General features: G+C 73.0%; 28 protein-coding genes and 3 tRNA genes. 13 read left to right on the forward strand and 18 right to left on the reverse strand.

Translation table 11 applies throughout. The features are described 5' to 3' along the window. Window positions 1-150: 150 nt before the first annotated feature. On the forward strand, window positions 151-360 hold the full coding sequence (locus tag GA0070562_RS01930) for a BldC family transcriptional regulator (RefSeq protein ID WP_007073996.1): 210 nt from the start codon (window positions 151-153) through the stop codon (window positions 358-360). Between the two features lie 55 nt (window positions 361-415). On the opposite strand, the gene GA0070562_RS01935 is transcribed toward GA0070562_RS01930, so the two are convergent. Further along, window positions 416-814 carry a PPOX class F420-dependent oxidoreductase gene (locus GA0070562_RS01935; protein ID WP_091414150.1) on the reverse strand — a complete coding sequence of 133 codons (399 nt, stop codon included), beginning with the start codon at window positions 812-814 and terminating at the stop codon, window positions 416-418. Window positions 815-869: 55 nt separating this feature from the next. Here GA0070562_RS01935 and GA0070562_RS01940 point away from each other — a divergent pair, with 55 nt between their 5' ends. After that, window positions 870-1,646, forward strand: coding sequence for a class I SAM-dependent methyltransferase (locus GA0070562_RS01940; protein WP_091414152.1), 777 nt, complete (start codon window positions 870-872; stop codon window positions 1,644-1,646). A 40-nt stretch (window positions 1,647-1,686) separates the two neighbouring features. Here GA0070562_RS01940 and GA0070562_RS01945 read toward each other — a convergent pair whose 3' ends face one another. Continuing rightward, window positions 1,687-1,974: a hypothetical protein gene (locus GA0070562_RS01945; protein WP_013283434.1), complete on the reverse strand. Its 288-nt coding sequence runs from the start codon at window positions 1,972-1,974 to the stop codon at window positions 1,687-1,689. Between the two features lie 163 nt (window positions 1,975-2,137). Between GA0070562_RS01945 and GA0070562_RS01950 the strand changes: the two genes are divergently transcribed. Together GA0070562_RS01950 and GA0070562_RS01955 are read left to right on the forward strand one after the other, a co-directional pair. Then, window positions 2,138-2,995 (forward strand): 3-hydroxyacyl-CoA dehydrogenase family protein, encoded by an 858-nt coding sequence (locus GA0070562_RS01950; protein WP_091414154.1) that lies wholly within the window; start codon window positions 2,138-2,140, stop codon window positions 2,993-2,995. Beyond that, on the forward strand, window positions 2,992-3,735 hold the full coding sequence (locus tag GA0070562_RS01955) for an enoyl-CoA hydratase/isomerase family protein (protein WP_091414156.1): 744 nt from the start codon (window positions 2,992-2,994) through the stop codon (window positions 3,733-3,735). Before GA0070562_RS01950 ends, GA0070562_RS01955 begins: the two co-directional genes overlap by 4 nt. 64 nt (window positions 3,736-3,799) lie before the next feature. On the opposite strand, the gene GA0070562_RS01960 is transcribed toward GA0070562_RS01955, so the two are convergent. Beyond that, the gene (locus GA0070562_RS01960; RefSeq protein ID WP_091414158.1) at window positions 3,800-5,137 is read right to left on the reverse strand and encodes an ABC transporter substrate-binding protein; all 1,338 of its coding nucleotides are present in this window, start codon (window positions 5,135-5,137) and stop codon (window positions 3,800-3,802) included. Window positions 5,138-5,303: 166 nt separating this feature from the next. On the opposite strand from GA0070562_RS01960, the gene GA0070562_RS01965 reads away from it, so the two are divergent. After that, on the forward strand, window positions 5,304-5,693 hold the full coding sequence (locus GA0070562_RS01965) for a hypothetical protein (RefSeq protein WP_091414160.1): 390 nt from the start codon (window positions 5,304-5,306) through the stop codon (window positions 5,691-5,693). 45 nt (window positions 5,694-5,738) lie between these two features. After that, window positions 5,739-6,443: a DUF2786 domain-containing protein gene (locus GA0070562_RS01970; RefSeq protein WP_091414163.1), complete on the forward strand. Its 705-nt coding sequence runs from the start codon at window positions 5,739-5,741 to the stop codon at window positions 6,441-6,443. Between the two features lie 6 nt (window positions 6,444-6,449). Here GA0070562_RS01970 and GA0070562_RS01975 read toward each other — a convergent pair whose 3' ends face one another. Further along, on the reverse strand, window positions 6,450-6,962 hold the full coding sequence (locus GA0070562_RS01975; RefSeq protein WP_175438591.1) for an SRPBCC family protein: 513 nt from the start codon (window positions 6,960-6,962) through the stop codon (window positions 6,450-6,452). Window positions 6,963-7,177: 215 nt separating this feature from the next. Here GA0070562_RS01975 and GA0070562_RS30540 point away from each other — a divergent pair, with 215 nt between their 5' ends. Next, complete coding sequence (locus GA0070562_RS30540) at window positions 7,178-8,209, forward strand: hypothetical protein (RefSeq protein WP_254663706.1); 1,032 nt, start codon at window positions 7,178-7,180, stop codon at window positions 8,207-8,209. 148 nt (window positions 8,210-8,357) lie between these two features. Here the strand turns inward: GA0070562_RS30540 and GA0070562_RS01985 are convergent, their stop codons facing one another. Next, window positions 8,358-8,738, reverse strand: coding sequence for a winged helix-turn-helix domain-containing protein (locus tag GA0070562_RS01985; protein WP_091414165.1), 381 nt, complete (start codon window positions 8,736-8,738; stop codon window positions 8,358-8,360). Between the two features lie 2 nt (window positions 8,739-8,740). Then, window positions 8,741-9,436 carry a hypothetical protein gene (locus GA0070562_RS01990; protein ID WP_225853136.1) on the reverse strand — a complete coding sequence of 232 codons (696 nt, stop codon included), beginning with the start codon at window positions 9,434-9,436 and terminating at the stop codon, window positions 8,741-8,743. 214 nt (window positions 9,437-9,650) lie between these two features. Here GA0070562_RS01990 and GA0070562_RS01995 point away from each other — a divergent pair, with 214 nt between their 5' ends. Then, window positions 9,651-10,088, forward strand: coding sequence for an ArsI/CadI family heavy metal resistance metalloenzyme (locus GA0070562_RS01995; protein WP_091414169.1), 438 nt, complete (start codon window positions 9,651-9,653; stop codon window positions 10,086-10,088). A gap of 63 nt (window positions 10,089-10,151) precedes the next feature. Here GA0070562_RS01995 and GA0070562_RS02000 read toward each other — a convergent pair whose 3' ends face one another. Together GA0070562_RS02000 and GA0070562_RS02005 are read right to left on the reverse strand one after the other, a co-directional pair. Further along, complete coding sequence (locus GA0070562_RS02000) at window positions 10,152-10,586, reverse strand: RidA family protein (RefSeq protein WP_175438592.1); 435 nt, start codon at window positions 10,584-10,586, stop codon at window positions 10,152-10,154. Continuing rightward, window positions 10,586-11,410, reverse strand: a complete 825-nt coding sequence (locus tag GA0070562_RS02005; RefSeq protein WP_139135417.1) for an NAD(P)-dependent oxidoreductase — start codon at window positions 11,408-11,410, stop codon at window positions 10,586-10,588. The genes GA0070562_RS02000 and GA0070562_RS02005 overlap by 1 nt, the downstream gene beginning before the upstream one ends. Before the next feature lie 79 nt (window positions 11,411-11,489). On the opposite strand from GA0070562_RS02005, the gene GA0070562_RS02010 reads away from it, so the two are divergent. After that, a complete protein-coding gene (locus GA0070562_RS02010) occupies window positions 11,490-12,386 on the forward strand; it encodes a LysR family transcriptional regulator (protein ID WP_091414175.1) in 897 nt (298 codons plus the stop codon). A gap of 114 nt (window positions 12,387-12,500) precedes the next feature. Here GA0070562_RS02010 and GA0070562_RS02015 read toward each other — a convergent pair. From GA0070562_RS02015 to GA0070562_RS02050, 8 genes are all read right to left on the reverse strand, one after another. Next, a tRNA-Phe gene (locus GA0070562_RS02015) sits at window positions 12,501-12,574 on the reverse strand. 76 nt (window positions 12,575-12,650) lie between these two features. Further along, a tRNA-Asp gene (locus GA0070562_RS02020) sits at window positions 12,651-12,724 on the reverse strand. Between the two features lie 33 nt (window positions 12,725-12,757). Next, window positions 12,758-12,830: transfer RNA gene (locus GA0070562_RS02025), tRNA-Glu, on the reverse strand. A 143-nt stretch (window positions 12,831-12,973) separates the two neighbouring features. Then, a complete protein-coding gene (locus GA0070562_RS02030; protein WP_091414178.1) occupies window positions 12,974-13,762 on the reverse strand; it encodes a polysaccharide deacetylase family protein in 789 nt (262 codons plus the stop codon). Between the two features lie 76 nt (window positions 13,763-13,838). Further along, window positions 13,839-14,786 carry a MerR family transcriptional regulator gene (locus GA0070562_RS02035; protein ID WP_091414180.1) on the reverse strand — a complete coding sequence of 316 codons (948 nt, stop codon included), beginning with the start codon at window positions 14,784-14,786 and terminating at the stop codon, window positions 13,839-13,841. Continuing rightward, window positions 14,776-15,369 (reverse strand): isopentenyl-diphosphate Delta-isomerase, encoded by a 594-nt coding sequence (idi, locus tag GA0070562_RS02040; RefSeq protein ID WP_091414182.1) that lies wholly within the window; start codon window positions 15,367-15,369, stop codon window positions 14,776-14,778. The genes GA0070562_RS02035 and idi overlap by 11 nt, the downstream gene beginning before the upstream one ends. Further along, the gene (gene crtI / locus GA0070562_RS02045; protein WP_175438593.1) at window positions 15,366-16,847 is read right to left on the reverse strand and encodes a phytoene desaturase family protein; all 1,482 of its coding nucleotides are present in this window, start codon (window positions 16,845-16,847) and stop codon (window positions 15,366-15,368) included. Before crtI ends, idi begins: the two co-directional genes overlap by 4 nt. 29 nt (window positions 16,848-16,876) lie before the next feature. Then, entirely contained in the window at window positions 16,877-18,031 is a 1,155-nt protein-coding gene (locus GA0070562_RS02050; RefSeq protein WP_091414185.1) for a polyprenyl synthetase family protein, read from the reverse strand. Between the two features lie 64 nt (window positions 18,032-18,095). Here GA0070562_RS02050 and GA0070562_RS02055 point away from each other — a divergent pair, with 64 nt between their 5' ends. Next, window positions 18,096-19,022 (forward strand): phytoene/squalene synthase family protein, encoded by a 927-nt coding sequence (locus GA0070562_RS02055; protein ID WP_091414187.1) that lies wholly within the window; start codon window positions 18,096-18,098, stop codon window positions 19,020-19,022. After that, window positions 19,019-20,341 carry a cryptochrome/photolyase family protein gene (locus tag GA0070562_RS02060; protein WP_091414189.1) on the forward strand — a complete coding sequence of 441 codons (1,323 nt, stop codon included), beginning with the start codon at window positions 19,019-19,021 and terminating at the stop codon, window positions 20,339-20,341. The genes GA0070562_RS02055 and GA0070562_RS02060 overlap by 4 nt, the downstream gene beginning before the upstream one ends. 314 nt (window positions 20,342-20,655) lie before the next feature. Here the strand turns inward: GA0070562_RS02060 and GA0070562_RS02065 are convergent, their stop codons facing one another. Then, window positions 20,656-21,756, reverse strand: a complete 1,101-nt coding sequence (locus GA0070562_RS02065; protein ID WP_091414191.1) for a serine hydrolase domain-containing protein — start codon at window positions 21,754-21,756, stop codon at window positions 20,656-20,658. 91 nt (window positions 21,757-21,847) lie between these two features. On the opposite strand from GA0070562_RS02065, the gene GA0070562_RS02070 reads away from it, so the two are divergent. Then, entirely contained in the window at window positions 21,848-23,332 is a 1,485-nt protein-coding gene (locus GA0070562_RS02070) for a dihydrolipoyl dehydrogenase family protein (protein ID WP_091414194.1), read from the forward strand. A 4-nt stretch (window positions 23,333-23,336) separates the two neighbouring features. Here the strand turns inward: GA0070562_RS02070 and GA0070562_RS02075 are convergent, their stop codons facing one another. Continuing rightward, a complete protein-coding gene (locus GA0070562_RS02075) occupies window positions 23,337-24,101 on the reverse strand; it encodes a crotonase/enoyl-CoA hydratase family protein (RefSeq protein ID WP_091414196.1) in 765 nt (254 codons plus the stop codon). An 83-nt stretch (window positions 24,102-24,184) separates the two neighbouring features. On the opposite strand from GA0070562_RS02075, the gene GA0070562_RS02080 reads away from it, so the two are divergent. Next, window positions 24,185-25,036, forward strand: a complete 852-nt coding sequence (locus GA0070562_RS02080) for a Rieske (2Fe-2S) protein (RefSeq protein WP_091414199.1) — start codon at window positions 24,185-24,187, stop codon at window positions 25,034-25,036.

Genomic DNA, 25,036 nt, shown 5'->3' on the forward strand with positions numbered 1-25,036 from the left:
AGTCGTAAAAATCGGGCATGGTTCATCCGTCCGTCTAGCGACCTTCAGCCGTTCGGCCCATGTCGGACATCGGGGACTAGCCGGACCATGGGAGACGCGTCGGCCGGCGGGACCCCGGCCGATGTCTATACATGTGGAGGAGTGACCCCGATGGCATCGCGAACGCACGAACCTGAGCCGCTACTCACACCGGCCGAGGTGGCGTCGATGTTCCGTGTCGACCCGAAGACGGTGACCCGGTGGGCGAAGGCTGGCAAGCTCAGTGCCATCCGGACCCTGGGCGGCCACCGCCGCTACCGCGAGTCGGAGGTTCGGGCCCTGCTGCAGGGGCAGATCCCTCAGCAGCGCCAGGGAGACTGACGAACCGGCGTTCTCCGGCGTTCCGATCAGGGGCGGTGCCGTCGCGGCGCCGCCCTTAATCGCGTCCGGGGGTCGGTCCGTCCAGCACGATCCGCAGACCCACGGTGCCGCCCTCACCCCGGCGCAGCCGGCTGCCCAGCAGGCTCAGCCGCCCGATCAGCCGGTACTTCTGCTTGAGCAGCCCCCGGACCCGGTTCGTGCTCTCCGGGTCGGCGATCGTCGCGTGGCCCGGCACCGCCTCGCCGTGCGGCCGGCCGCGCACGTCGCACGGCGCCACAGTGACCCGGCCGTCGCGCCGGATGCGCTTCACCTTGCCGGAGTCGGCCACCGTCCACACCGCCAGCCCGTCGCCGTCGCGTACCGCCCACACCGGAGTCGGCACCTCCCGGCCGTCCTTGCGGAACGTGGTGAGCAGGACGTACTTCTCCGCAGCCAGGCGGTCCAGGTCGGTCACGCCGCCAAGGATACGGCGGCGACGGCGCCGCCGACCCCCGGATAGCGTTGCGGACATGACCGGGGAACCCGAGATCGGCGACGTGTTCGGCGAGATGATCCGCGACGCGTACGCGGTCGCCACCGGGATCGGACCGCGCCCGATGGCCGGCGGTCGCCTGCCCCGCCCGGTCATCGAGATCATCGAGCGCGACGACGGGCTGGTGAACGGCGCGCCCGCGGGGCACTACCTGGACCCGCCGCAGCGGTGGCAGCCGCACGACCACCGGGCCGTGGACCGGGTACGCGGGCACGTGCTCGACGTCGGCGTCGGCGCCGGCCGGATCGCGCTGCACCTCCAGGACCGCGGCGTGCCGGTAACCGGGCTGGACACCTCGCTCGGCGCGCTGCGGGTCAGCCGCCACCGGGGCGTACGCGACCTGGTGCACGGCACCGTCGACGAGCACGCCGCCGACGGCCGCCGGTACGACACGTTCCTGCTGCTCGGCAACAACCTGGGACTGTTCGAGGGGCGGGAACGCGCCCCGGCGATGCTCGCCGCGCTCGCCGCGCTCGCCCGCCCCGGCGCCCAGGTGATCGCCCACGGCACCGACCCGTACGGCACCACCGACCCGGTGCACACCGCCTACCACGAGCGCAACCGCCGGCGGGGCCGGATCGGCGGGCAACTGCGGCTGCGGCTGCGCTACCGGCTGCTCGGCACCGAGTGGTTCGACTACCTGGTCTGCTCGCCCGAAGAGTTCGCCGAGCTGATTCACGGCTCACAGTGGCGACTGACCGACGTGGACGACACCGACCACCCCTACTACCTCGCCACGCTGACCCTGCGGTGAGCGGGGGAGCCGCCGGGATCCGGCGGCTCCCCCGCGCCACTCAGACCTGGACGGTGGGGGTGGTCTGCTCCGGGGGCAGCCCGCCGTCGCCGTCGACCACCTCGTCCGGCGTGCCGTCCTCGTCGATGTCCACCATGGTGATGTCCACCTTGCCGTCACCGTCGGTGTCGAACTGGAACAGGTCGGCCTTGCCGTCGCCGTCGGTGTCCACCACCCAGACGTCGGTCTTGCCGTCGTTGTTGGTGTCCGCACGGAGCAGGTCCACCCGCTCGTCGCCGCGGGTCTCGACCGTCTCGGTGCTCTCCGCGCTCTCCGGTGCCTGGCTCATCTCGTTCCTTCCTTCGGCGTTGACGGCCGTCCTTACCCCGTCCGCTCCGCCCCCACGCATCCCCGGCGGCCCGGCCATGCATAGGGTCGCATGCAGGAACGAGCGAGCGGACGGGCCCGGCGGCGGAGACCCCGCGCGCCCCCGCCGCGGCGAGGGGACATCGATGAGTGGTCGTTTTGTGGTCGTCGGGGCCGGCACCATGGGCCTCGGCATCGCGTACGTGGCGGCCGGCGCCGGGTACGCGGTCGAACTGGTCGAGGTCGACCCCGCCCGGGGCGCCGAGGCCGTCCGCCGGCTCGGCGAGCTGTGGGACCGCGGCGTGCAGCGCGGCAAGCTGACCGAGGAGGCCGCCACCGCCAACCGGGCCCGCGTCACGCTGCGGGCCGGTCTCGTCGAGGTGGCCGAGGGCGCCGACGTGATCGTGGAGGCGGTGCCCGAGCGGCTCGACCTCAAGCGCGGTGTGCTGCGCGAGGCGGAGAGCCGCCGGCCGGTGCTGCTGGGCAGCAACACGTCCAGCATCCCGATCGCCGAACTGGCCGCCGGGCTGGACCGTCCCGCCGACTTCGTCGGGTTGCACTTCTTCAATCCGGTGTGGGCGATGGCGCTGCTCGAGGTCGTGGTCGGCCCGGCCACCGCGCCGCAGACCACCGAGGCGGCCGTCGCGCTCGCCGCCCGGCTGGGCAAGGACCCCGTCGTCGTACGCGACATGCCCGGCTTCGCCACCTCCCGGCTCGGCGTCACGCTCGGCCTGGAGGCGATCCGGATGGTGGCCGACCAGGTCGCGAGCCCGGCCGACATCGACAAGGCGATGGTGCTCGGCTACCGCCACCCGATCGGCCCGCTGGAGCTGACCGACCTGGTCGGGCTGGACGTGCGGCTCGACATCGCGCGCACGCTCCAGGCCGCGTACGGGGACCGTTTCGCGCCGCCGCCGCTGCTCGTCGAGATGGTGGCCGCCGGGAAGCTGGGCAAGAAGTCGGGGCAGGGCTTCTACACGTGGAAGGACGGCCGGAAGAAATGAGTGGGCTGCGGATCGAGGAGACGCCCGACCGGCTCGTGGTCACGCTGGACCGGCCGGAGAAGCGCAACGCCATCGACGCCGACCTGGTGGACGAGCTGCACGCGGTCTGCGCCGACCTGGAGGCGCGTCCCCGGCTGCTGCTGCTCACCGGCGGGACGGCGGGCATCTTCGCCGGGGGCGCCGACATCGCCCAGCTCCGCGAGCGTGGCCGGCTGGACGCGCTGGCCGCCATCAACCAGGGCGTCTTCGCCCGAATCCGGGCGCTGCCGATGCCCACTGTCGCCGCCGTCGACGGGCCGGCGCTGGGTGGCGGCGCCGAGCTGGCGTACGCCTGCGATCTTCGGGTGTGCACCGACCGCGCGGTGTTCGGCCAGCCCGAGGTGCGGCTGGGCATCCTGGCCGGCGCCGGCGCGACCTACCGGCTGCCGGCGCTGATCGGTGAGGCCCGGGCCAAGGAACTGCTGTTCACCGGCCGGCGGGTGGACGCCGAGGAGGCGCTGCGGATCGGGCTGGTGAACCGGGTGGTGGCCGATCCGGCCGAACTGCTGCCCACCGCGCACGGCCTGCTCGACGAGATGGCCAAGGGGTCCGCGCTGGCGCTGCGGCTGACCAAGATGGCGGTGGACGCCCCGGCGGCCGCGCACCCGCAGCTCGACCTGCTCAGCCAGGCGGTGCTCTTCGAGGACGAGGAGAAGCACCGGCGGATGACCGAGTTCCTGGACCGGCGCCGGGCGCGCTGAGCCCGCGAGAGACGACGAGGGCCGCACCGGTGTCTTCCGGTGCGGCCCTTCGCGTCGGTGCGGCTCAGCGCTTGATGTCGACTCCCGCGTCGTCGAGCGCGGTGATCGCCGGCGCGGACTCGGCGAAGCCGATGAGCAGCAGCGCCTCCGGTCCGAACGCCTTGATCTCCTTGGCGGTGCCGGTGAAGTCGACAGGCGTCTTCGGGTCGGCCGGCGGCTCGTAGGTCAGCAGCTTGATCCGGTCCGCGCCGATACCGGCCTTCTCCAACTCCGAGCGGACGTTCTCCTGGAGGCCCTCGCCATAGGAGTCCTTACGGGCCAGGATCGCGATCTTGCGCGGCCCGTCCCGGAGCATCACGTCGGCCAGCGCGCGACCCTGGAGGCTGTCCGGCGGGGCGGTACGGAAGTAGAGGCCCTTGTCCTCCACAGCGCTCAGCCCCGCGTCGGTGTTCGACGGGGAGAACAGGATCCGCCCGGCGGCCACCACGTCCGGCAGCACGGCCCGCGAGATGCCGGAGCCGCCCGCGCCGATGATGACCTGGACGCCCTTGGTGACGTGCGAGGCGACGGTGGCCTTGGCGACCTCCGGATTGGTGCCGTCGTCGCCCTCGATCCACTTCACCGGCTCGCCGAGCACCCCACCGGCGGCGTTGACCTCCCGGAGCGCCAGCGCGGCGCCGGCGGCCAGCGGCGGGTACGCCAGCGCCAGGTCACCGGTCTTCGGCAGCAGGCCGCCGAGGACCAGCGGGGCGTCCTTCGCCTTCCCGTCCCGGAGCTTGCGACCACGCGGCGGCGTCTTGGTGCTCGCCCCGGACTCCTCACCGGCGCCGACGAACTCGGTCTTGCTGTCGTCGATCTTCTGGTTGTCGAAGTGCATGGTGCCGTAGCTCGCGGTCGCCGGCTCGCCGTTGTCGGTGAACCCGGCACGGGTGAGCGACACACCCCGGTACTCGATGTCCCGGCCCGCGCGGGCGAGCTGGAGGCAGGCCGCCACCTCGTCGCAGCGCTCGCCGCCGGTGGTCACCCCGACGATCTGCTCGGCGATCTCGGCCGGCGCCGTGGAACCGGCGAGCTGGGCGGCCAGCGCGCTGATCACGACGGCGTCGTACGACTCGGCGGAGTAGAGGAAGTCACCCAGCTTCGGGTCTACGGCGAGTAGTCGTTCCTTGAAGCTCTCGGCCAGCGGAGTGAGGGGCGTGGTGCCCTTCATCCCGTTCACCAGGTCCGCCCGGTCCTTGAGTTCCGTGGCGTACGAATTGAGCATGTTGCCGTCGGTGCCGTAGAGGCGTACCTGGGTGGCAGGCGTTTCCTCCGGCTCGTCGCTCCCGCAGGCGCTCGTGGCGAGCAGGAGCGCCGCGCAGGCCATGGACAGGGCCGCGCGCGACGTGCGTGTTCTCAGCATGGTCGTCCTTCCTCCGGCGAAGGTCCGCTGCGCACCTTAGCGTGCTCGCGCAGCATGCGGGACTGTGGAGTCGGCTCCGTCGGCACCCCGACTGCGGGTATCACTCTGCGTGGTCGACGGGCCGTTTCCTGGTCACCGCTTGACCTCCGGCGATACTGTTCCGCGAGTGAACGACGAAGCACAGCAGACGCACGACGACGCGACCGCCGTGCTCCGTTCCGCCCTCGCCGGTGACGGCGCCGGCGTGGTGGGCACGTTCGACGCGGTGGTGGACCGCTCCGGCCTCGCCGGGGCGTACGGAGTGGCGTGGTGCCTCGCCGCCACCATGCTCGGCGACGACACCCCGGGCGGCGGCGCCGCCCTCGACTTCCCCGGCATCGACCAGGCCGACTACGACACCCGCTGGGTGGCCCGCTTCGTCAGCGCCTGCGCCAACGACGACGCGGACACCGGCGAGGCGCTGTTCGGGGCGGCCGCGGCCGACGGGTTGCTGCCCGACTGTCTCCTCACGCTCGCCGGCTCGACCATCGCCACGCTGCGCAGCCGCTCGGACTGAGCCCGGCGCGCGGCCCGGCACCCCGCCTGTGGTAGCTCTGGGTGCATGTCCGAGGCGATGCTCAGCAAAGTGCGCAAGCTGCTCGCCCAAGCAGAGGACCCGGCCTGCACACCCGCCGAGTCGGCCGCCTTCATGGCCAAGGCCACCGAGCTGATCGCCCGCTACGGCGTCGACCGGGCGCTGCTCGCCGCCCGCGACCCGGCCGCCGACCCGGTCGGTGACCGGACCGTCGAGGTGGTCGCGCCGTACGCCCGGGACAAGGCCGGCCTGCTCGCGGCGGTCGCCGAACCGCTGCGCTGCCGATGCGTACGCCGCCGGCAGGGCAACGGCTTCGTCATGCACCTGTTCGGCTTCGCCAGCGACCTGGAACGGGTCGAGCTGCTGTTCACCTCGCTGCTGGTGCAGGCCGCGCACGGGCTGGCGGGTGCCGTCGTACCGGCCGGGGACCACCCGGCGGCGTTCCGGCGTACCTGGCTGGCCGGGTTCGCGTACGTCGTGGCGGAACGACTGCGCGCGGCCGAGAGCAAAGCGGTGGCGGAGGCGGGTGGGCCCTCGACGGCACTGGTGCTCGCCGACCGCTCCGATCGCGTCCAGCGCCGCGTCGCCGAGGCGTACCCCCGGTTGCGCACCGCCCCGCGACGGCGGCTGGCGGGCGGTGGCTTCGGTTCCGGCGCGGACGCCGGCCGCCGGGCCGACCTGGGCGGCACCGGCGTGGCCGGTGGCGGCGCGGCACCCGGTATCGCCGGCTGACCGATCTCAGGCGGTGCGGGCGACCGTTGCGAGATAGCGGCAGAGCAGTTCGTGCCAGCCCGCGGTGAGCGCCTCGCGGTAGCCCTCGGCCGCGCTGCCGTGCCGGTCGAAGTAGCGGTGCTCGACGTCCACCCGGGTCCGCTCCGGACCGTCGGCGTGGAACAGGACCTCCACCTCGCTGGCCCGCGCCGGATCCGGCACCGGCACCCGGTCCGGGCCGATCTGCCAGGTGAAGACCAGGCGCCGAGGCGGATCCCAGGTCAGCACGCGGCCCCAGTCGTTGCGGAAGCCGTACGGGCCGATCTCGTAGAGCATGCCGCCGGCCCGCGGCTCGATGCCGATCGCGGCGAGCGCATCCGGGCCGGACCAGGTGTATTCACGCACCCACCAGTCGGCGAGCGCGCCGGTGAAGACGGCGTACGCCCGCTCGGCGGACGCCGGGACGAGCAGGCTGCTGCGGAGGGAGAAGCGGTCGGATTCCTGCCGGACCTCATCCGGATCGGCCATCTCCTGTCCCATAGGTCCGGACCATACCGGCTCATGTCTCGGTGTGCAGCTTCCGTACCGCCCGCTTCCGGACACCGGGAACTCCGGTTCCCGACAGCGGCATCCGGCGGGATCAGCGGTCGCGGGAGGTGCGGCCGGGACGGGTGTCGTCGATGGCCGGACGCGACGGATGCCGTACCGGAAAGCGGGTAAGCGCCGCCGACCGGACCGATGGGAGAGCGGGGAGCATGACCGACAGCCGAGCCACCGAACCAGTGCCGGACCCCGGCTACGAGCCGCCCACCTCGCCGGCCGGCGGCGACCCGGAGCCGGACGTCCTGCTCGACGTGCCGGAGCTGACCGTCGACGAGATCCGGCTCACGGTCGACGGGCTCGACGCCGACCTGTCGCTGCGCGCCCGGCTGGCCAACCTGCTCCAGCTCGACGCCGGCGTCCGGGTGCACCTGGAGGGCGTCGAGCTGGACATCACCGGGGTGCGCGCCGAGGCGCTGCTCAAGGTGCGGCTGGAGAAGCTGGTGCAGATCCTGGACCGGGCGCTGACCACCATCGACCGCAACCCGCAGCTGATCGACGCGCTGGCCCGCTCGGCCGGGGTCGCCCTGGAGGACGTGCACCGTGTCGCCGCGCCGGTGGTGGACCAGACCGGACGTACGGTGGCCGCGGCCGGCGAGGTGGTCGGGCGCACCGCTCCGGCGGTGGTCGACCGGGCGGCGCCGGCGGCCGGTGAGGTGGTCGACCGGGCTGGCCCTGCGGTGTCCGGCCCGATCGAGGCACCCGAACCGCCCCAGCGCCCGGCCCGGACGGAGTCGCCACCGGCGGCCGGTGGCGATCGCGAGAAGCCCTCGCCGGCAGCCGGCACCCGGCGCCCGGCAACGCCACCGTCGTCCAGCGGCGATCGGCCGAAGCCGTCACCGGCGCCCGGTGCCGGGCGGACCGAGCCGTCGCCCAATGCCGGGCGGACCGAGCCGCCCAGTGCCGGACGGGCGGAGCCGTCACCGTCGTCCGGCGCCGGGCGGGAGGGGAAGGCGCAGTCCGAGCGTGCCGCCGGATCGGGGCCGGACGCCGGCGAGGGCTCGTCGGCCGACCGGTCCGGGGAGAAGAAGCGCGGCTCGGAGCGAACCGGCCAGCCGGCGAGCGCCGCCGCCGAGGCGGCACAGCTGGCGGGGCAGGCCGGACAGGCACTCCGGCAGGCGGGCCGAAGCGTCTGGGAGGCGATCCAGGGCAGCCCCGGCCAGAACCGCCGCCCTCCCAAACCCTGACCGCTCGCCGCCCGGCCCTCGCCCCGGCCCGGCCCTCGCCCCGCCCCACCCGCACTCCGTTGATCAAGGAGTTTGTGTCCGGTTCACCGGCTCCCGATGACACAAACTCCTTGATCACCGAGGCGGGGCGGTCGAGCAGGGGAGAGCGTCACGTAAGTGGGCGGTCGTCCGGACCGGCCGAGGTGGAGGTCGGTGCCGTCTGCTGGTGGCGGCGGAGCAGCTCCTGGAGGGCGGCGATCTCGGAGTGCAGGGCCTGGCGTCCCTCCCGGGTGATCCGGATCCACGTCCGTGGACGACGTCCGTGGTAACCCTTCTCCACCTCGATCAGGCGTGCCTCTTCCAGCACAGTGAGGTGCCGGGACAGGTTGCCCGCGGTGAGTTCGAGGGCCTCCCGGAGATAGGCCACCTCCACCCGCTCGCCTTCGGCGGCGATGGTCAGGATGCCGAGCCGGTGCCGTTGGTGGACCGTGTCGTCGAGGCCGTTCGTCGGGAATGGCCCGCTCGCGCGAGGATCGTCCACGGTGCTCACGGTTACCGATTGTGCTGCTTCTTCGCGGCGGCGAGCGCCAGACCCCCGCCGATCAGCAGGATCGGTGCCGGGAGCATGGCGGCGAGCATGAAGCTGAACCGGGTCAGATCGCCGCTTTGCAGGTCGGAGATCTGGAACCAGGCGTTCACGGCGACGAGTACGACGGTGTAGAGACCGACCACCACCCACAGGCTGCGGCTGCGTTCGAGGTGGGCGAGAACCGCCAGACCCACGGCGATCACGAGGTGCGGCAGCATGCCCCGGTTGGCGAGGCCGAGCAGCGGACCGGTCAGCCAACTGGTGCCGCTCGACAGGGGTGCGCTGGTGTTCAACAGCAGGAACTCCAGGACGATCGGAAGGGCGAGGCCGACGAGCGTGCCCGCGATGCCGGCGACGACGTACGCCCGGGTCGGGGTCTGGACGCCGGCTCGCCGGCCGTGCCAGCGGTACCAGGCCAGGCCGGCCAGATAGCCGCCGACGAGCGCGACCAGCCAGTACCAGCCCAGAGCGGCCGACTTCTCCAGGAAGCCGCCGCCGAGACCGGTCAGTGCGGGGCCGTCGGACCCGGCGCGCAGCGGGGGTGGCTCCACCGACTCGACGTACAGCGGCGCGGCCGCCGCAATGAGCACCCCGAAGAGCAGGAGCGGAAGCCAGTACGCCTGACGAGCCGCCCGGGCCTGTCGGCGGAGTGTGGTCATCGAAGCGAGCAGTTCCTGAGCACTGTCCTCGCGGGGTGACTCGGACGGCATGGTTCCTCCCGGCAGCCGATGCGCTGTGACCCAAATAGGTTTGCATCGCAAACCTAACAACGCAAGCGGCAGCGCTTGTTTCGACAGTTCTCTAGGTTGACAGACGTCAAAACAGAAGGCAAAGTTGGTCCTGATTCGACAAGCATCTAGACAGGGAGCTCACATGTCCCGCGTCCAGCTCGCCCTGCGCGTGTCCGACCTCGAAGGCTCCGTGGCCTTCTACAGCAAGCTGTTCGGCGTCGAGCCGGCCAAGCGTCGCCCCGGCTACGCCAACTTCGCGGTGGAGAACCCGCCGCTGAAGCTCGTACTCCTCGAAGGTGAGCCCGGCCTGCCGACGGTGATGGACCACCTCGGGGTCGAGGTGTCCACCACCGAGGAGGTCAACGCCGCGACCGGCCGGCTCACCGAGTCCGGCCTGATCACCCTGGAGGAGAACGACACCGAGTGCTGCTACGCGCTCCAGGACAAGGTCTGGGTACGCGGCCCCGGCGACGAGCCGTGGGAGGTCTACACGGTCAAGGCCGACTCGCCGCAGCTGGAGAAGGTGACCGAGAGCGCCTGCTGCGCCTCGGACACGGCGGCGCAGCCCGCCACCGTCTGACCCGGATACGGCAAGGATCCCCATCGGCGTGTCCGCCGGTGGGGATCCTGCCCGCCGGTTCAGCTACGCCGCGCGAGTGTCGAGCCCCTGGCGGGACCGGACCACGGCCGTGACCTCGACCTCGAGCACAGCGCCCGGCAGGAAGAGCTTGCTGATCTCGACAGTCGTGCTCGCCGGCGGTGGTGTCCCCGGGAAGAGGCGGCGCCGGACGGCCGCGTACGCCGGAAGGTCGGCCAGGTCCGTCATGAACGTGCGGATGTGCAGCACGTCGTCGAAGCTCGCGCCGTGCGCCGCGAGCACGCCGCCCACGATCTCGAAGATCCGTTCGGCCTGGGCGCCGGGGTCTCCGGGGGCCACCACCTCGCCGTCGTCGTCGACGGCGACCTGTCCGGCGAGCATCAGCAGCGCGCCGCCGCCGACATCGATCCGGGCGACGTGCGCGAAGCGGTCGCCGAACGGGGCCGCGACGGATGCGGGGTTGTCCAGGGTGAGGCGCATCAGCATCCCTTCAGGTGTTCGGCTGAGACGAGGGAGGAGAGATCCGCGTCCTGGTCCGGCGCGGCCTGCATCAGGTCGAGGGCGGCCGCGAGCACGGGAGCCGGCACCGGGCGGCGCAGCGCCAGCCGCGCATCCTTCGCCGCCAACGCGACTGCGAACGAGGCGCCCGGGGCGGTGACCCGCCCGACCGCGCCGGCAAGGGCCCCACGGCCGAGCACGTCGAGGGCGGTCTGCCTGTCGACACCGAGCGCCGCGGCGACAGTGAGCGCGTCGTGCAGCGCGGCGACAGCCGTGACCAGGCCCGTGTTCGCGACGAGTTTGACGGCGGCGCCTACGCCGATCGGACCGCAGTGACGGACCGAACCGAGTTGTTCGAGCACCGGAGCCGCCCTCTCCACGGCATCGGCGGAGCCGCCCGCGAAGATCGCCAGCGTGCCGGCCCGGGCGGCGTCGACGCTGCCGCCGACGGGGGCGTCGAGGAGTGAGACGCCCGCCGGAAGCCGGCCCGCCACTGCTCGGACTTCGTCCGGCCCGATCGTCGACATCTGCACCACGACCGTCCCGGGTCGGAGCGCGGTGGCGGCGCCGTCCGGCCCGAACAGCGCCGTCTCGACCGCGTCGGCGTCGGCGAGCATGACGACGACGACGTCGGCCCCGTCGACCGCGGCGGACGGGCTCGCGGCCACCGTGGCGCCGACCGCGGCGAGCGGCTCCGAACGCTCCGGGCTGCGATTCCACACTCGGACCCGGTTGCCACCGGCCAGGAGGCGGTGCGCGATCGACGTACCCATGTGTCCTGTCCCGAGGACCGCGATGATCTTCACGTCGTAACGCTAGGCCGATGAAAGCAATGCGACCAACGAATGTCTCGCATGCCTGCCATGCGCGATTACCATGCCTGCCATGGAGACTCAGCTGCTGGAGGTGTTCCGCACCGTCGCGCGGCACGGCTCGATCACGACCGCCGCCCGCGCCCTCAGCTTCACCCAGTCGGCTGTCTCCCGGCAGATCGCCGCGCTCGAGGCCGACATCGGCGCTCGGCTCTTCGACCGGCTGCCCCGCGGCGTCGCCCTCACCGAGGAGGGACGAGAGTTGCTCCCGCACGCCGAGGCGGTCCTCGACCGGCTCGCCGCGGCCCGGCGTGACCTCGACGGCCTGCGCGGGCTCGGCCGAGGGCGGCTGCGCGTAGGTGCCTTCCCGACCGCTGTCGCGGCTCTCGTACCCCGGGCGATGGCGTCGTTCCGCTCGGCCTACCCCGAGATCTCGCTGTCGCTGGTCGAGGGCGTGACGCCGCGGCTGCTGGAGCGCCTGCTCACGGAGGAGGCGGATGTGGCAGTGGTCAGCACCTCGCCCACGGGCGAGCTGGACCGCGAACGATTCGAACTGCGACATCTGCTCGACGAGCGGCTCCTGGTCGCGGTCGCCCGTGACCACCGGCTCGCACGCCGCCGCTCGGTGCGCCTGGCGGACCTCGCCCAGGACGCGTTCGTCGTGGGCTCGGCCACCGCGGAGAACAGCCTGCTCCGCGCAAGCCTGCCCAGCGGCTTCTCGCCGCGCATCGACATCGTCGCGGCCGAGTGGACCGGCAAGCTGGGATGCGTCGCCGCCGGGCTGGGGGTGGCTCTGGTTCCGGCCCTGGCGGTACGCGGAACCCCGCCGGACATCGCCCTGCTACGCCTGCATCCCGACGACGAGTCGGTACGGCAGGTATTCGCGGCAACCGTGCGGGGCAGGACGTCGCCGCCGGCGGTCACGCAATTTGTCGAGCATCTGCGGGCGGAGGCGGCTCGTCTGGGCTGATCACCTCACGTCAGCCGCGACCGGACCGGACAGACGGGCTTGCCGGGGTGAAAAGCAGAACGCCGACCTGCGTCTCCGCTGGTCGGCGTTCCTGTAGCCCGGCGAAAGGCTATGTGGCCAGGGGCGGGGTCGAACCGCCGACCTTCCGATTTTCAGTCGGACGCTCGTACCAACTGAGCTACCTGGCCGTGCTGCTCGGCACATGCTACCGCACGGGCCGATACGCAGAACGCCGCGCATGGAGCTGCGCGGCGTCAGCGCTTGCGGTCCTGACGGGACTTGAACCCGCGACCTCCGCCTTGACAGGGCGGCGAGCACTCCAACTGCTCCACAGGACCTGGCTGGTGTTGCATCCGGCGCGAGCCGGACCGTGCCCCCAACGGGATTCGAACCCGTGCTACCGCCTTGAAAGGGCGACGTCCTGGGCCGCTAGACGATGAGGGCGGCCCCGCCATCATTGCACACTCGCAACTTCAAGCGGACTTGCTCCCATCCGGCCCCGCCGGAGGCAGGAGAAGCATATGTCATGCCTGCGCGGACGACCAAACCGGTATCGGCATGACCGCCGGGCCGGGAAAAACCGCAGGTCAGCGCGGTAGGGCGATGCCGAACCTCCGCTTCAGGTCCGGAATCAGGTGCCGGCAGGCAGCCATCGTCTGGGCCCGGTCGCCGCCCGCGTCGTGCATCAGCACGACCGAGCCGTGCCGGGTGGCGCCCTTCACCCGCTTGATGATCGTCTTCGCCGGTGGGTGGTCCCAGTCCTGCGGGTCGACGCTCCAGTGCAGCGGGCGCAGGCCCATCTGCCTGGCGATCGTGACCTCCTCGGCCGTCCAGCGGCCGCCGGGCTGGCGGAACCAGGTGATCGGCGCCTTGGGCGCGGCGGCGTGGATGGCCTCGTTCGTCCGTTCCAGGTCGGCCCGGATCTCGGCGGCGGACCGCCGGCCGAGGTTCACGTCGTGGTGCCAGCTGTGGTTGCAGAGCTGGTGACCTTCGCGGACGATCCGGGCGACCAGCTCCGGGTAGCGCTTGGCCTGCTGGCCGACGACGCAGAAAGTGGCCTTCACGCGGGCTGCCCGGAGCTGGGCCAGGATCTGCGGGGTGTAGCGGGGATCCGGTCCGTCGTCGAAGGTGAGCGCCACGCCGCCGCTCCCGCTGGCCCGGTGCAGGCCCGCCGGCAGCTTCTTCGGCACCGGGCGCAGCTTCGGCTTCGCGGGAGTGGTGTGGGTCGGTGAGGGCTTCGTCACCGGCGTCGGTGAGGGTGACGCCGAGGCCGACGGCGGTGCGGCGGCCTTTTCGGGTGACTTGCCGGCTTCGCCGCAGCCGGTGACGAGGAGCACCAGGCCCAGGGCGAGCACCGACAGGGCGCGTGGACGCATTCGTCGCTCCCGGAGGGGTCGGGGTCAGACGGACTTTCCGACCGTAGTGGACGCCGACCCGGAACGGGAGAGGGGTTCAGCTCGTCGTCGACTGGTCCAGCGAGTCCCGTACCGCCACGGCCAGCGACAACGCCTCGGCCAGATCCACCGGCCGGACCACCCCGGCCGGCAGCGAGTCGGCCCGCCAGCCGGGCCCGGCCGCAAGCACCAGAAGCGGCCGGCGCGGGACGGTCAGCAGCGCGGTGAGCTGGCACGGGTCGGCTGTGGCGCGGGTGTGCGACCAGAGCACCACGGCCGCCGGACCGGTCCGGTTGACCGCCTCCACCAGGGCGGGCACCGGCACCCGGGCCCCGAGCATGCGATAACTCACACCGGCCTCGGCCAGTGCGGCGGCGAGCGCCTCCAGCGGCAGCGAGTGCTGCTCCTCGTCGGCGCAGGAGAGCAGGATCCGGGGCGGCCCCGTGGTCGGGTGGGCCCGGGCCACCGTGGCGAACGCCACCGAGACGCACCGAGACATGAGGTGTTCCACCTCGATCAGCGCGGAGGTGGCGGCATGCCGCTCCCCGATGCCGGCGAGCACCGGCCGCAGCAGCCCTTCCCAGGTCGCCACCACCCCGTCGGTGGCGAGCGCGTCAGTGATGGTCCGGCCGATGGTCACCGAGTCCAGACGCATCGCGGCACGGGCCAGGCCGCGCGCCGCAGGCCCGGCCCGGCCGACCGGGATGGCGGCGCCGCCGCCGTCGCGTACCGTCGAGGCCCTTGCCTTGAGGCCGAGCCGCTCCGGAGGCAGCACGGCCGGCGTCTGCCGGGCCCAGCGGGCGGCCTCCGCGGGCGCGACCCCCTCGGCGGTCAGCCGACGCATGATCTCCAGCCGTGCGAGATCGGCCGGCGTGTAACGCCTGTGGTGGCCCGGTACGTGCTCGCTGGGACCGAGACCGTAGCGCTGGTGCCAGGTACGCAGCGTGGTGACCGCCACGCCCAGTCGGCGTGCGACGGCCCCCGCGCTCAGCGCCTCATCGGCCACCCGACCGCTCCGGTGCCTCGGTGGCGGGTACGCCCGGCCGGGACGCGTCGGTCGGGTGCAACAGCCGGTTGACCACACCGCCCAGCCACGGGGCGTACTCGCGGGGGTGGGCGTCCAGGTCGGCCACCACCGCGCCGGGGTCGACCCAGCGCAGGTCGGCCACCTCGTCCGGGTCGGGCCGCGTGACCAGGTCGGCCGGTACGTCGGCGCGCAGGACGTGGTCGTACTCGAACTCGACGCGTCCGGTCGCCGGGTCCTCGGCGTAGTAGAGGTAGACGCCCACCTCGGTGAGGTCGACCGGGTCGACGCCGAGTTCCTCGGCGAGCCGCCGGTTGGCGGCCTCGGCCGGCGACTGGCCGGGCAGCGGGTGGCCGCAGCAGGAGTTCGCCCAGCGCAGCGGGAACCGCGTCTTCACCGCGGCCCGCTGCTGCAACAGCACCCGCCCCTGCGGATCGACGAGGAGCACCGAGAAGGCGCGGTGCAGCCGCCCGGGTGGCTGGTGGGCGGTCGCCACGGTGGTCTCGCCGAGCACCCGGCCGTCGTCGTCGACCAGCTCGACCAGATGGGTCTCCCGCTCGCTCACGACATCGCCCCGGTGATCCGGGCGGCGGCGAGCTTGCCGCTGATCAGCACCATCGGCACCCCGACGCCCGGCTGCGTGCCGGAGCCGACGAAGACCACGTTGTCCAGCTTCCGGTGCAGGTTGGACGGGCGGAACGGCCCGGTCTGGAAGAGGCTGTGCGCGGCGGCGAACGGGGTACCGGCGGCCATGCCCTGCGCGGCCCAGTCGGCCGGGGTGACGGCCTCCATCACCTCGATGCCGTCGCCGAAGCCGACGTAGCCGCGCTCCTCGAGCGTGGTCACGAGCTGCTCGGCGTACCGCTGGGTGAGGTCGCCCGTCCAGTCGAACGGCGCGCGTTCGAGGTTCGGCACCGGCGCGAGCACGTAGTAGGTGTGCTTTCCGGGCGGCGCCACCGACGGGTCGGTGCGGCTCGGGTTCGTCACCAGCAGCGACGGGTCGGTCATCAGCTCGCCTCGGCGGATCACCTCGTCGAACGTCCCCTTCCAGGAGCGCCCGAAGTGAATGTTGTGGTGGGCGATCTTGCCATAGCCCTGCGTCGAACCGATGTGCAGCACCACGCAGGACGGCGAGTAGGTGAGCTTGCGCTGCCGGCTGGGCGGGAGCAGGTCCTCGTAGGCGACCGGCAGGTCGGGGTTGAGCACCACCGTGTCGGCGGGGATGAAGTCGCCGTCCGCGGTGATCACGCCGGTGGCGCGGCCGTTGGCGGTCTCCACCCGGGTCACCGTGGTGCCGTACCGGAACTGCACGCCGTGCTTCTCGGCCGCGCCGGCCATGCCGCGCGAGACCGCGTGGATGCCGCCGCGCGGGAAGCACACCCCGGCCACCGAGTCGAGGTACGCGATGACCGTGTAGATCGCCAGCGCGTCGTGCGGCGACAGGCCCGCGTACATGGCCTGGAAGGAGAAGATCCGCTGGGTACGCGGGTCGCGGAAGAACTGGTTGATCTTCGTCTGGAGTCGCCGGAAGGCGCCGTTGGCGAACAGCTTCAACAGGTTGCCGGTGAGCAGGTCGGTCGGCGCGTCGAGGTTGCGCTCGATGAAGTCGGCCCGTTCCCACTGCCAGAGGTTGCGGGCGTAGTCGACGAAACGCAGGTAGCCGTCCGCCTCCCGGGGGCCGCAGACGCGGGCGATCTCGGCGGCCATCCGGGTGGTGTCGGTGATGACGTCGAGCGTCGACCCGTCCGGGTAGTAGGCGCGGTACGCCGGGTCGAGCGGGGTCAGGTCGAGCCAGTCGGTCAGCTCCTCACCCACCGCGCCGAGCGCCTCGGCGATCAGGTCGGGCATGGTGAGGACCGTCGGGCCGGTGTCGAACTCGTACCCGTCGACGCTGAGCCGCCCGGCGCGCCCGCCCGGCACCGGCTCGCGTTCCAGCACTGTCACCTGCCGGCCGCTGCCGGCCAGGTGCAGCGCGCAGGCCAGCCCACCCAGCCCGGCGCCGACCACGACCACCCGGTCGGTCCGTCCCTTGACGGTACGCATTCCGGCCCCCTTGCTCGCGAAGTTGCTCATCATGCCCGCCGCGCCGTGGCGGCGGTGGCGAGCCCGGTCAGCGCTGTGCGCGCGGTCTCGTCGATCGGTGCGGTGCCGAGCGCGGCGAGCGCCTCGGTCACCCGGTCGGAGATCATCCGCTCCACCCGGCCCGTGGCCCCGGTGTCCCGGACCACGTCGGCCAGCCGGTCCACCTCGTCTCCCGAGGTGACCGAGCCGGCCCGCTCCAGAACCCGGCGCTGCGCCGGGTCGGCGAGCTGCCGGGCCAGCATCAGCAGCGCGGTCGGCTTGCCGGTCCGCAGGTCGTCCCCGGCCGGCTTGCCGGTGGTCTCCGGGTCGCCGTACACGCCCAGCAGGTCGTCGCGGAGCTGGAACGCCTCGCCGACGGCCAGCCCGTACCGGGTGTACGCGGCGATGAGCGGGTCGTCCGCGTCGGCGCCGGCCAGGCAGGCACCGAACAGCAGCGGACGCTGGACGGTGTAGCTGGCGGTCTTGTACCGGGCCACACGCAGCGCCCGGTCGACGGTCCAGTTCGCCGAGTCGTTCTCTCCGAGCACGTCCAGGAACTGCCCGGCGACAGTCTCGACCCGCATCTGGTCGTAGCAGCGCCGCACGTCGAGCAGCCGCTCCGCCGGCACCGCCGCATGCGCCATCAGCCGGTCGGCCCACACCATGCAGAGATCACCGATGAGTACGGCCACGGCTTCGCCGTACCGGTCGGGGTCGCCCGTGTGGCCGGCGGCGCGGTGGCGGGCGGCGGCGGCCCGGTGCGCGGTCGGCAGCCCTCGCCGGGTGTCGGATGCGTCCATCACGTCGTCGTGCACCAGCGCGAACGTGTGCAGCAGTTCGAGCGCGGACAGAGCCGGGAGCACCGAGCACAGCGGCTCCTCCCCGCCCACCACACCTCGCCATCCCCAGTACGCGAACGTGGGGCGGACGCGTTTGCCGCCGGCCATCACGCAGTCGCGTGCTGTCGCGGCGAAACCACCCATCGCTGCGTCGATCTCGCTGAGCGAGTCGACCTCCGCGGCCAGGAACGCCGCCAGCGTCTCGTCGACTCCCTTGATCAGGTCCTTGGTGAACGCGGCCAGTACGCCGCGGACCGGATCGTCCGTCGCCCCGGGCTGAGCCGGCGCGACGCGGAGCGCATTACCCGCAACTGCGTCGTTGGCCATGTGGGCGAGCGTACCCTAGGGTTACGAGTTGCGTCGATTGCTGCGTCGAAACTGAGGAGGGCCGATGGACACGGATCTGACCGCTGCCTATGACCGTTGCCGCGAGCTGCACCGGCGTCACGGCCGTACCTACTATCTCGCCACCCGGCTGCTCCCCGCCTGGAAACGGCGGCATGTGCACGCCTTGTATGGATTCACCCGGTACGCGGACGAAATCGTCGACCGCACCGAGGACCTGCCGCCCGCCGAGCGCGCGGCCCGGCTGCGCGAGTGGTCGGATCGATTCGTCGCCGGGCTGCACGGTGCGTCGGTCGCCGACCCGCTGCTCCCCGCGGTGCTGCACACCATCGCCGTGTTCGACCTGGACCGCGGCGACTTCGCGTCGTTCCTGCGCAGCATGGCGATGGACCTGACGGTCATGTCGTACCCGACCTACGACGACCTGCTCGACTACATGGAGGGCTCGGCCGCGGTCATCGGCACCATGATGCTGCCGATCCTGGGCAGCTCCGACCCGGCCGCCGCCCGCGAGCCCGCCCGTCAGCTCGGCTTCGCGTTCCAGCTCACCAACTTCATCCGGGACGTCGCCGAGGACCTCGACCGGGGCCGGACCTACCTGCCCGACGAGGACATGGCCAAGTTCGACGTCACCCGCGAAGACCTGCTCGCGGCCAAGGCCGCCGGCCGCACCACGCCGCGCATCCGCGAGCTGATCGAGTACGAGGTGACCCGCGCCCAAGCCCACTACGTGGCCGCCGCGCCGGGCATCCCGCTGCTCGACCCGGCCTCGCAGGCGTGCATGCGCACCGCGTACGCGCTCTACGGCGGCATCCTCGACGAGGTGGCCGCGCAGGACTACGACGTCTTCGTCCGCCGTGCCCTGGTGCCGCGGCGGCGCCGGATGGCGGTGGCCGCGCGGGCGCTGCTCACCCCGTCGGGCACGCCGGTGCGGGTGCCCGGCCCGGCACTGGAACCGGCCCTGGCCGGATGACCGGCCGGACGGCGGTGGTGCTGTTCACCCGCGACCTGCGGGTGCACGACCACCCGGCGCTCGCCGCCGCCTGCGCCGCGTTCGACCGGGTGGTGCCGCTCTACGTGCTCGACCCGGCGTTGCAGAAGCTCTCACCCAATCGCATCCGATTCCTGCACCAGAGCCTGGCCGACCTGCGCGAGGCGCTGCGCAAGCGCGGCGGCGACCTGGTGATCAGGCGCGGCGACCCGGTGGCCGAGACGGTCGCACTGGCGCGGAAGGTGGGCGCCGAGGGCATCGGCCTCTCCGCCGACGTGAGCCGCTACGCGCACCGCCGGGAACGACGCCTGCGTGCCGAGTGCGACAGGCACCGGATGTTCCTGCGCGTGTTCCCCGGGCTGACGATCGTCGAGCCCGGTGCGCTGCGCCCCGGTGGCGGCGACCACTACCGCGTCTTCAGCCCCTACTTCCGGGCCTGGCAGGGCGTGCGGTGGCGGGACGAGCTGGCCGCACCGAAGCGGGTCCGGCTGCCCGACGGCGTCGACCCGGGCCGACTGCCCGACCCACCGAAGGGCGACAGCCCGGATGCCGCCGCCGGGGGCGAGACCGTCGCCACGCGCCGGCTCACCGCCTGGCTGCCCACCCTCGACAGGTACGACGACATCCACGACGACATGGCCGGCGACGAGACCTCGCGGCTCAGCCCGTACCTGCGCTTCGGGTGCGTGTCGCCGCTGGCCGTGGCGAACCGGGCGGGCGACCGGGACGGACCGTTCGTCAGGCAGCTCTGCTGGCGCGACTTCTACCACCAGGTGGTCGCCGGTTTCCCCGACCTGTCCACGGTCGCCTACCGGCGCGGCGCGCGCGAGGGCTGGCGCGACGACCCGCACGCGCTCGACGCCTGGGCCGAGGGGCGGACCGGCATGCCGATCGTGGACGCCGGCATGCGCCAGCTGCGCGCCGAGGGCTGGATGCACAACCGGGCCCGGCTGATCACCGCCGGCTACCTGACCAAGCACCTCGGGCTGGACTGGCGGCCCGGCCTGGAGGTCTTCTTCCGCCGGCTGCTCGACGGCGACCGGGTCAACAACTCGGGCAACTGGCAGTGGGTGGCCGGCACCGGCAACGACACCCGGCCGTACCGGGGCTTCAACCCGGTGCGGCAGGCCGAGCGCTACGACCCCGACGGTGCGTACGTGCGGCGCTGGGTGCCCGAGCTGGCGTCGGTGGCGGGCAAGGCGGTCCACCAGCCGTGGCGGCTGCCCGACGAGGTACGCCGCACACTCGACTACCCGCCGCCGCTGGAGGTGCCCGGCACCGACCCGGTCTGGCTCCGCTGACGCCGCTCGCCGCTCGCTGCTCGCCGCCCGCTGCCCGGTCGCGGCCCGCTGCCCGCCGGGGTCACGCTCAGTCATTCCCTACCCGCCGCGGCCTTCCGCCTCTCGTCCCCTTTGCTCTGCAGCCATATCCGCATTGGTTGCGGAAAGTGACCTCACCGGCCTCGTGCGGTTTTCGGACCTGCGAGGAAATCCCTGCTCAGCGCAGTGCTGCGCCGATGGCTGCAGAGCAAAGTCGGAAAAGGGAAGACGCCGCTGCTCGGCCGTCCGAATGCGCTGCGTGACGACACCCCGGAATCACGGAACGTGACGGGAGGTCAGAGGCAGGAGTGCAACGCCTCCACCAGCTCCTCCACCCGGTCGTGGTCGGCCAGCCGCGCGGTCGCGTACGCGAAGGTGTAGCCGCGCTCCGGGTCCGCCCAGGCGCTGCTGCCGCCGATCCCGCCCATGCCCCAACTGCCGTCCGGCTCCCACTGCATGCCGAGCGTCCAGTCCACCGGCCGGTCCAGCAGCAGGTCCGGGCCGGAGTACTGCACCCGCGTCGCCTCCGCGACCAGCTCCGGGCTGAACAGCCGCACCCCGTCCAGGGTGCCGCCAGCGAGCAGGCCCGCGTACAGCCGGGCGAGCCCGGCGGCGGTGGCGTGCAGGTTCACCGCCGGGATCTCGGCGGCGCGCCACAGGTCACTGTTCACCATCGCGACGTCGCGCCCGCCCGGCGGGTTGTCCAGCGCCCGCGCCCGCAACGAGCCCGGCTCGCCGCGCATCGCGTCCGGCCAGGCCGGATCGGCGTACGACACGTCGGCGCACCGCCGCCGGTCGGCCTCACCCAGCCCGAAGGCCAGGTCCAGGCGCCACGGTCCGGCGATCTCCTCGGCCAGGAAGTGGCCCACCGGCCGCCCGTCCACCCGGCGGACCAACTCGCCCACCAGGTGCCCGTACGTCCAGGCGTGCTCGCCCGCGACGGCGCCCGGCGTCCACTCGGGCTCGGCCGCGGCCAGGTCGGCGCAGAGCAGATCCCAGTCGGCGACGGCGGCGGCGGGCCGGGGCACCGGGAAGGCGGGCAGCCCGGCGGTGTGGGCGAGCACCTGCCGTACGGTGGCCGACGCGCGGAACCCCGGCCAGTACGCCGAGACCGGCGCGTCCAGGTCGACCCGGCCCCGGTCGACGAGCAGAAGCAGGCAGAGCGCGACCACCGGCTTGCCGACCGAGTAGACGTCGACGAGCGTGCCCGGCAGCCACGGCCGGTCCGCCCCGGCGGCCGGTACGACAGTGCCGGGTGGAACCGCGGCGGTGGTGCCGCCCACCAGATCGATCACCGGTACGCCGTCGTGCCACACCGAAAGCGACGCGCCGGTCTCGCGGCCGGTGGCGAACAGGTCGTGGAAGCAGTCCCGGACCGGGGCGAAGCGCGCGTGCATGCGGCCACGGTAGGCGGTCGCGTTCTTACCGGCGCGGGAATTCCGGGCCGGTGCGGTGGCCGGTGCCCCGGAGGTGCGGAATGCTTGCGGAATGGCGGAGCCGGAACTGGTGGACGTGGTCGTGGTCGGGCTCGGCGTCGGCGGCGAGGAGGTGGCCGGGCGGCTCGCCGAGGCCGGCCTCACCGTGGTCGGCATCGAACGGGACCTGGTCGGTGGCGAGTGCCCCTACTGGGGGTGCGTGCCGAGCAAGATGATGATCCGGGCGGCCAACGCGCTGGCCGAGGCGCACCGGGTCAACGAGCTGGCCGGGTCCGCCCAGGTGCAGCCCGACTGGGCGCCGGTGGCGAAGCGGATCCGGGCCGAGGCCACCGACACCTGGGACGACAAGGTGGCGGTGGACCGGTTCACCGGCAAGGGCGGCCGGTTCGTCCGGGGCAGCGGGCGGCTCGACGGCCCGAACCGGGTACACGTCGGCGACCAGGTGTTCCAGGCCCGCTACGGCGTGGTCCTCGGCACCGGCACCCGGCCCTCGGTCCCGCCGATCGACGGGCTGGCCGACACGCCGTACTGGACGAACCACCAGGCCATCGAGGTCGAGGAACTGCCCGCGTCGCTGCTGGTGCTCGGCGGCGGCGCGATCGGGCTCGAACTCGCCCAGGTCTTCGCCCGGTTCGGCGTGCGGGTGACGGTGATCGAGGCGGCCGACCGGGTGCTCGCCGCCGAGGAGCCGGAGGCGTCCGCGCTCGCCGCCGACGCGCTGCGCGCCGACGGGGTGGAGATCCACACCGGCGTCAAGGCCGGCCGGGTCGGCCACGACGGCGACACGTTCACCGTGCACGCCGACGGCGCCGAGTTCACCGGCGAGAAGCTGCTCGTGGTGACCGGCCGCAAGGCGCACCTGGATGAACTGGGCCTGGACACCGTCGGGGTGGACGCCGGTCAGCGCTACCTGCCGGTGAACGACCGGATGCACGTCACCCGGGGGATCTGGGCGGTCGGCGACCTCACCGGCGAGGGCGCGTTCACCCACATCGCCATGTACCAGGCCGGCATCGTGGTGGCGGACCTGCTCGACCACATGCGGCGTACCAAGGGTGGCCCGGACGCCAGCGGCACCGCGAGTGTGGTCGGCGGCGCGGCCGGCGTGGTCAGCGCGGTCGGCGGCGCGATGAGCGCGGGCGGATCGACTGCCGCGCCGGGCAGTGTCCCGGTGGCCGACTACCGGGCGCTGCCCCGGGTCACGTTCACCGACCCCGAGGTCGGCGCGGTCGGCCTCACCGAGCAGCAGGCCCGCGAGCGCGGCGTCAACGTCCAGGTCGGGTACGCCGACCTCACCTCGTCGGCCCGGGGCTGGATCCACAAGACCGGCAACGCCGGGTTCATCAAGCTGATCGCCGACGCCGACCAGGGCGTCCTCGTCGGCGCCACGTCGGCCGGACCGGCCGGTGGCGAGGTGCTCTCCGCGCTCGTCGTGGCGGTGCACGCGGCGGTGCCGATCAGCCAGCTCCGGCACATGATCTACGCGTACCCGACGTTCCACCGCGCCATCGAGGACGCGTTGCGCGCGCTGAAGTGACGCCTCAGCCGGCCGGCGCGCCGTGCCGGCCGGCACCGTCGGCGAACCGGCCGGCGCCGCGCACCCCGTCCACCGCGAGCGACTCCAGGCCGTAGGCCAGCTCGGCCGCCATCGCCTCCGGCTCGGGCAGCCCCGCGCCGGCCAGCACCGCCGCCCGGTCGTTGCGCAGGCACGTCTGCGGGGACCGGGCGATTCCGGCGGCCAGCTCCTCGGCCGCCGCGCGGGCCTCGCCCGGCGCGACAAGCCGGTTGACCAGACCCATCGCGTACGCCTCGTCGGCGCGCACCGGACGGCCGGTGAGGATCAGGTCCATCGCGCGGCTCTCGCCGATCAGCCGGGGCAGCCGGACCGTCCCGCCGTCGATCAGCGGTACGCCCCAGCGTCGGCAGAACACGCCGAGCGTCGCGGCCGACTCGGCGACCCGCAGATCGCACCAGAGCGCCAGCTCCAGCCCGCCCGCCACCGCGTACCCGGAGATCGCGGCGATCACCGGCTTGGACAGTCGCATCCGGGTCGGGCCCATCGGTCCGTCCCCGTCGGGCTCGACGCGGTTGCCGCGCGGCGTGCCGACGGCCTTGAGGTCGGCACCCGAGCAGAATGTGCCGCCCGCGCCCCAGAGCACCGCGACCGCCGCGTCCGGGTCGACGTCGAACGCGCGGAACGCGTCGGCCAGCGCTCGTGCGGTGGGCCCGTCCACGGCGTTACGGGCCTCGGGCCGGTCCAGGATCACAGTGGTCACGGCACCGGCGTGCTCGACGCGTACCCCCATGGGCAAAGCATGCCCGCGACGCACCTGCGAGGGAATTCCGGGGCGTCCGGTTTGGGGGCTCTCCTGCCGGGAAGTCGGAACGGGTGCGCGAACTACTGACGAAGATCGAACAGGCCACCGGTCTCGACCGGGTGGGTGACCGGTTGCAGCGCGCCGTTGAGGGCACGCTGCGCTCGCAACGGGTGCGCGACGCGCTGCACGGGGTGTGGCTCGGCCATCCGCTGCACCCCGCGATGGTGCAGGTGCCGGTCGGCGCCTGGATCTCCGCCGCCGTGGTGGACCTGCTGCCCGGCCAGCGCCGTGCCGCCACCGCGCTGGTGGGCCTCGGTACGGTCAGCGCGGTGCCCGCGGCGGTCGCCGGGCTCAACGACTGGGCCACGCTCACCCGCGACCAGCGCCGGATCGGGCTGGTGCACGCCGCCGCCAACACGGTCGGCCTGGCGCTGTACGCCGGCTCGTTGGCGGCCCGGCTCAACGGGCGCCACGGACTCGGCCGGACGCTGTCCTATCTGGGGCTGTCCGCCGCGAGCGGTGGGGCTTACCTGGGTGGGCACCTCGCGTACAAGCAGGGCGCCCAGGCCAGCCAGAGCGTCTCCGAGATGCACCTGATCAGCGACGGGTGGCACCGGGTCGGCGACCTGGGCAGCCTGCCCCGGCACGAGCTGGTCACCAAGAAGATCGACGACGTCCCGGTGATCCTCTACCGGGACGGCGACGACGTCAGCGTGATGCTGGAGCGCTGCCCCCACCAGAGCGGCCCGCTCGGCGAGGGCAAGGTGGAGCAGATCGACGGCCACGCCTGCGTGGTCTGCCCCTGGCACGGCAGCGCGTTCCGGCTCGACGGCGGCGAGGTGGTGCACGGTCCGGCCGCCAACGACCAGATCGTGCTCCCCAGCCGCGTGGTGTCCGGCCAGGTCGAGGCCCGGCTGCCCTGA

Source organism: Micromonospora tulbaghiae, from assembly GCF_900091605.1.
Lineage (GTDB): Bacteria > Actinomycetota > Actinomycetes > Mycobacteriales > Micromonosporaceae > Micromonospora > Micromonospora tulbaghiae.

Coding starts and splice junctions, on each gene's coding strand:
- GA0070562_RS01945 (WP_013283434.1), bottom strand. CDS start 1,974: ATGAGCCAGGCACCGGAGAGCGCGGAGAGCACCGAGACGGTCGAGACC.
- GA0070562_RS02065 (WP_091414191.1), bottom strand. CDS start 21,756: ATGCACGCGCGCTTCGCCCCGGTCCGGGACTGCTTCCACGACCTGTTC.
- GA0070562_RS01975 (WP_175438591.1), bottom strand. CDS start 6,962: ATGGGACAGGAGATGGCCGATCCGGATGAGGTCCGGCAGGAATCCGAC.
- GA0070562_RS01930 (WP_007073996.1), top strand. CDS start 151: ATGGCATCGCGAACGCACGAACCTGAGCCGCTACTCACACCGGCCGAG.
- GA0070562_RS02055 (WP_091414187.1), top strand. CDS start 18,096: ATGGACACGGATCTGACCGCTGCCTATGACCGTTGCCGCGAGCTGCAC.
- GA0070562_RS02070 (WP_091414194.1), top strand. CDS start 21,848: ATGGCGGAGCCGGAACTGGTGGACGTGGTCGTGGTCGGGCTCGGCGTC.
- GA0070562_RS01990 (WP_225853136.1), bottom strand. CDS start 9,436: ATGACCACACTCCGCCGACAGGCCCGGGCGGCTCGTCAGGCGTACTGG.
- GA0070562_RS02000 (WP_175438592.1), bottom strand. CDS start 10,586: ATGCGCCTCACCCTGGACAACCCCGCATCCGTCGCGGCCCCGTTCGGC.
- GA0070562_RS01940 (WP_091414152.1), top strand. CDS start 870: ATGACCGGGGAACCCGAGATCGGCGACGTGTTCGGCGAGATGATCCGC.
- GA0070562_RS02060 (WP_091414189.1), top strand. CDS start 19,019: ATGACCGGCCGGACGGCGGTGGTGCTGTTCACCCGCGACCTGCGGGTG.
- GA0070562_RS01995 (WP_091414169.1), top strand. CDS start 9,651: ATGTCCCGCGTCCAGCTCGCCCTGCGCGTGTCCGACCTCGAAGGCTCC.
- crtI (WP_175438593.1), bottom strand. CDS start 16,847: ATGCGTACCGTCAAGGGACGGACCGACCGGGTGGTCGTGGTCGGCGCC.
- GA0070562_RS02030 (WP_091414178.1), bottom strand. CDS start 13,762: ATGCGTCCACGCGCCCTGTCGGTGCTCGCCCTGGGCCTGGTGCTCCTC.
- GA0070562_RS01970 (WP_091414163.1), top strand. CDS start 5,739: ATGTCCGAGGCGATGCTCAGCAAAGTGCGCAAGCTGCTCGCCCAAGCA.
- GA0070562_RS02010 (WP_091414175.1), top strand. CDS start 11,490: ATGGAGACTCAGCTGCTGGAGGTGTTCCGCACCGTCGCGCGGCACGGC.
- GA0070562_RS02075 (WP_091414196.1), bottom strand. CDS start 24,101: ATGGGGGTACGCGTCGAGCACGCCGGTGCCGTGACCACTGTGATCCTG.
- GA0070562_RS02050 (WP_091414185.1), bottom strand. CDS start 18,031: ATGGCCAACGACGCAGTTGCGGGTAATGCGCTCCGCGTCGCGCCGGCT.
- GA0070562_RS01955 (WP_091414156.1), top strand. CDS start 2,992: ATGAGTGGGCTGCGGATCGAGGAGACGCCCGACCGGCTCGTGGTCACG.
- GA0070562_RS01960 (WP_091414158.1), bottom strand. CDS start 5,137: ATGCTGAGAACACGCACGTCGCGCGCGGCCCTGTCCATGGCCTGCGCG.
- GA0070562_RS01950 (WP_091414154.1), top strand. CDS start 2,138: ATGAGTGGTCGTTTTGTGGTCGTCGGGGCCGGCACCATGGGCCTCGGC.
- GA0070562_RS30540 (WP_254663706.1), top strand. CDS start 7,178: ATGACCGACAGCCGAGCCACCGAACCAGTGCCGGACCCCGGCTACGAG.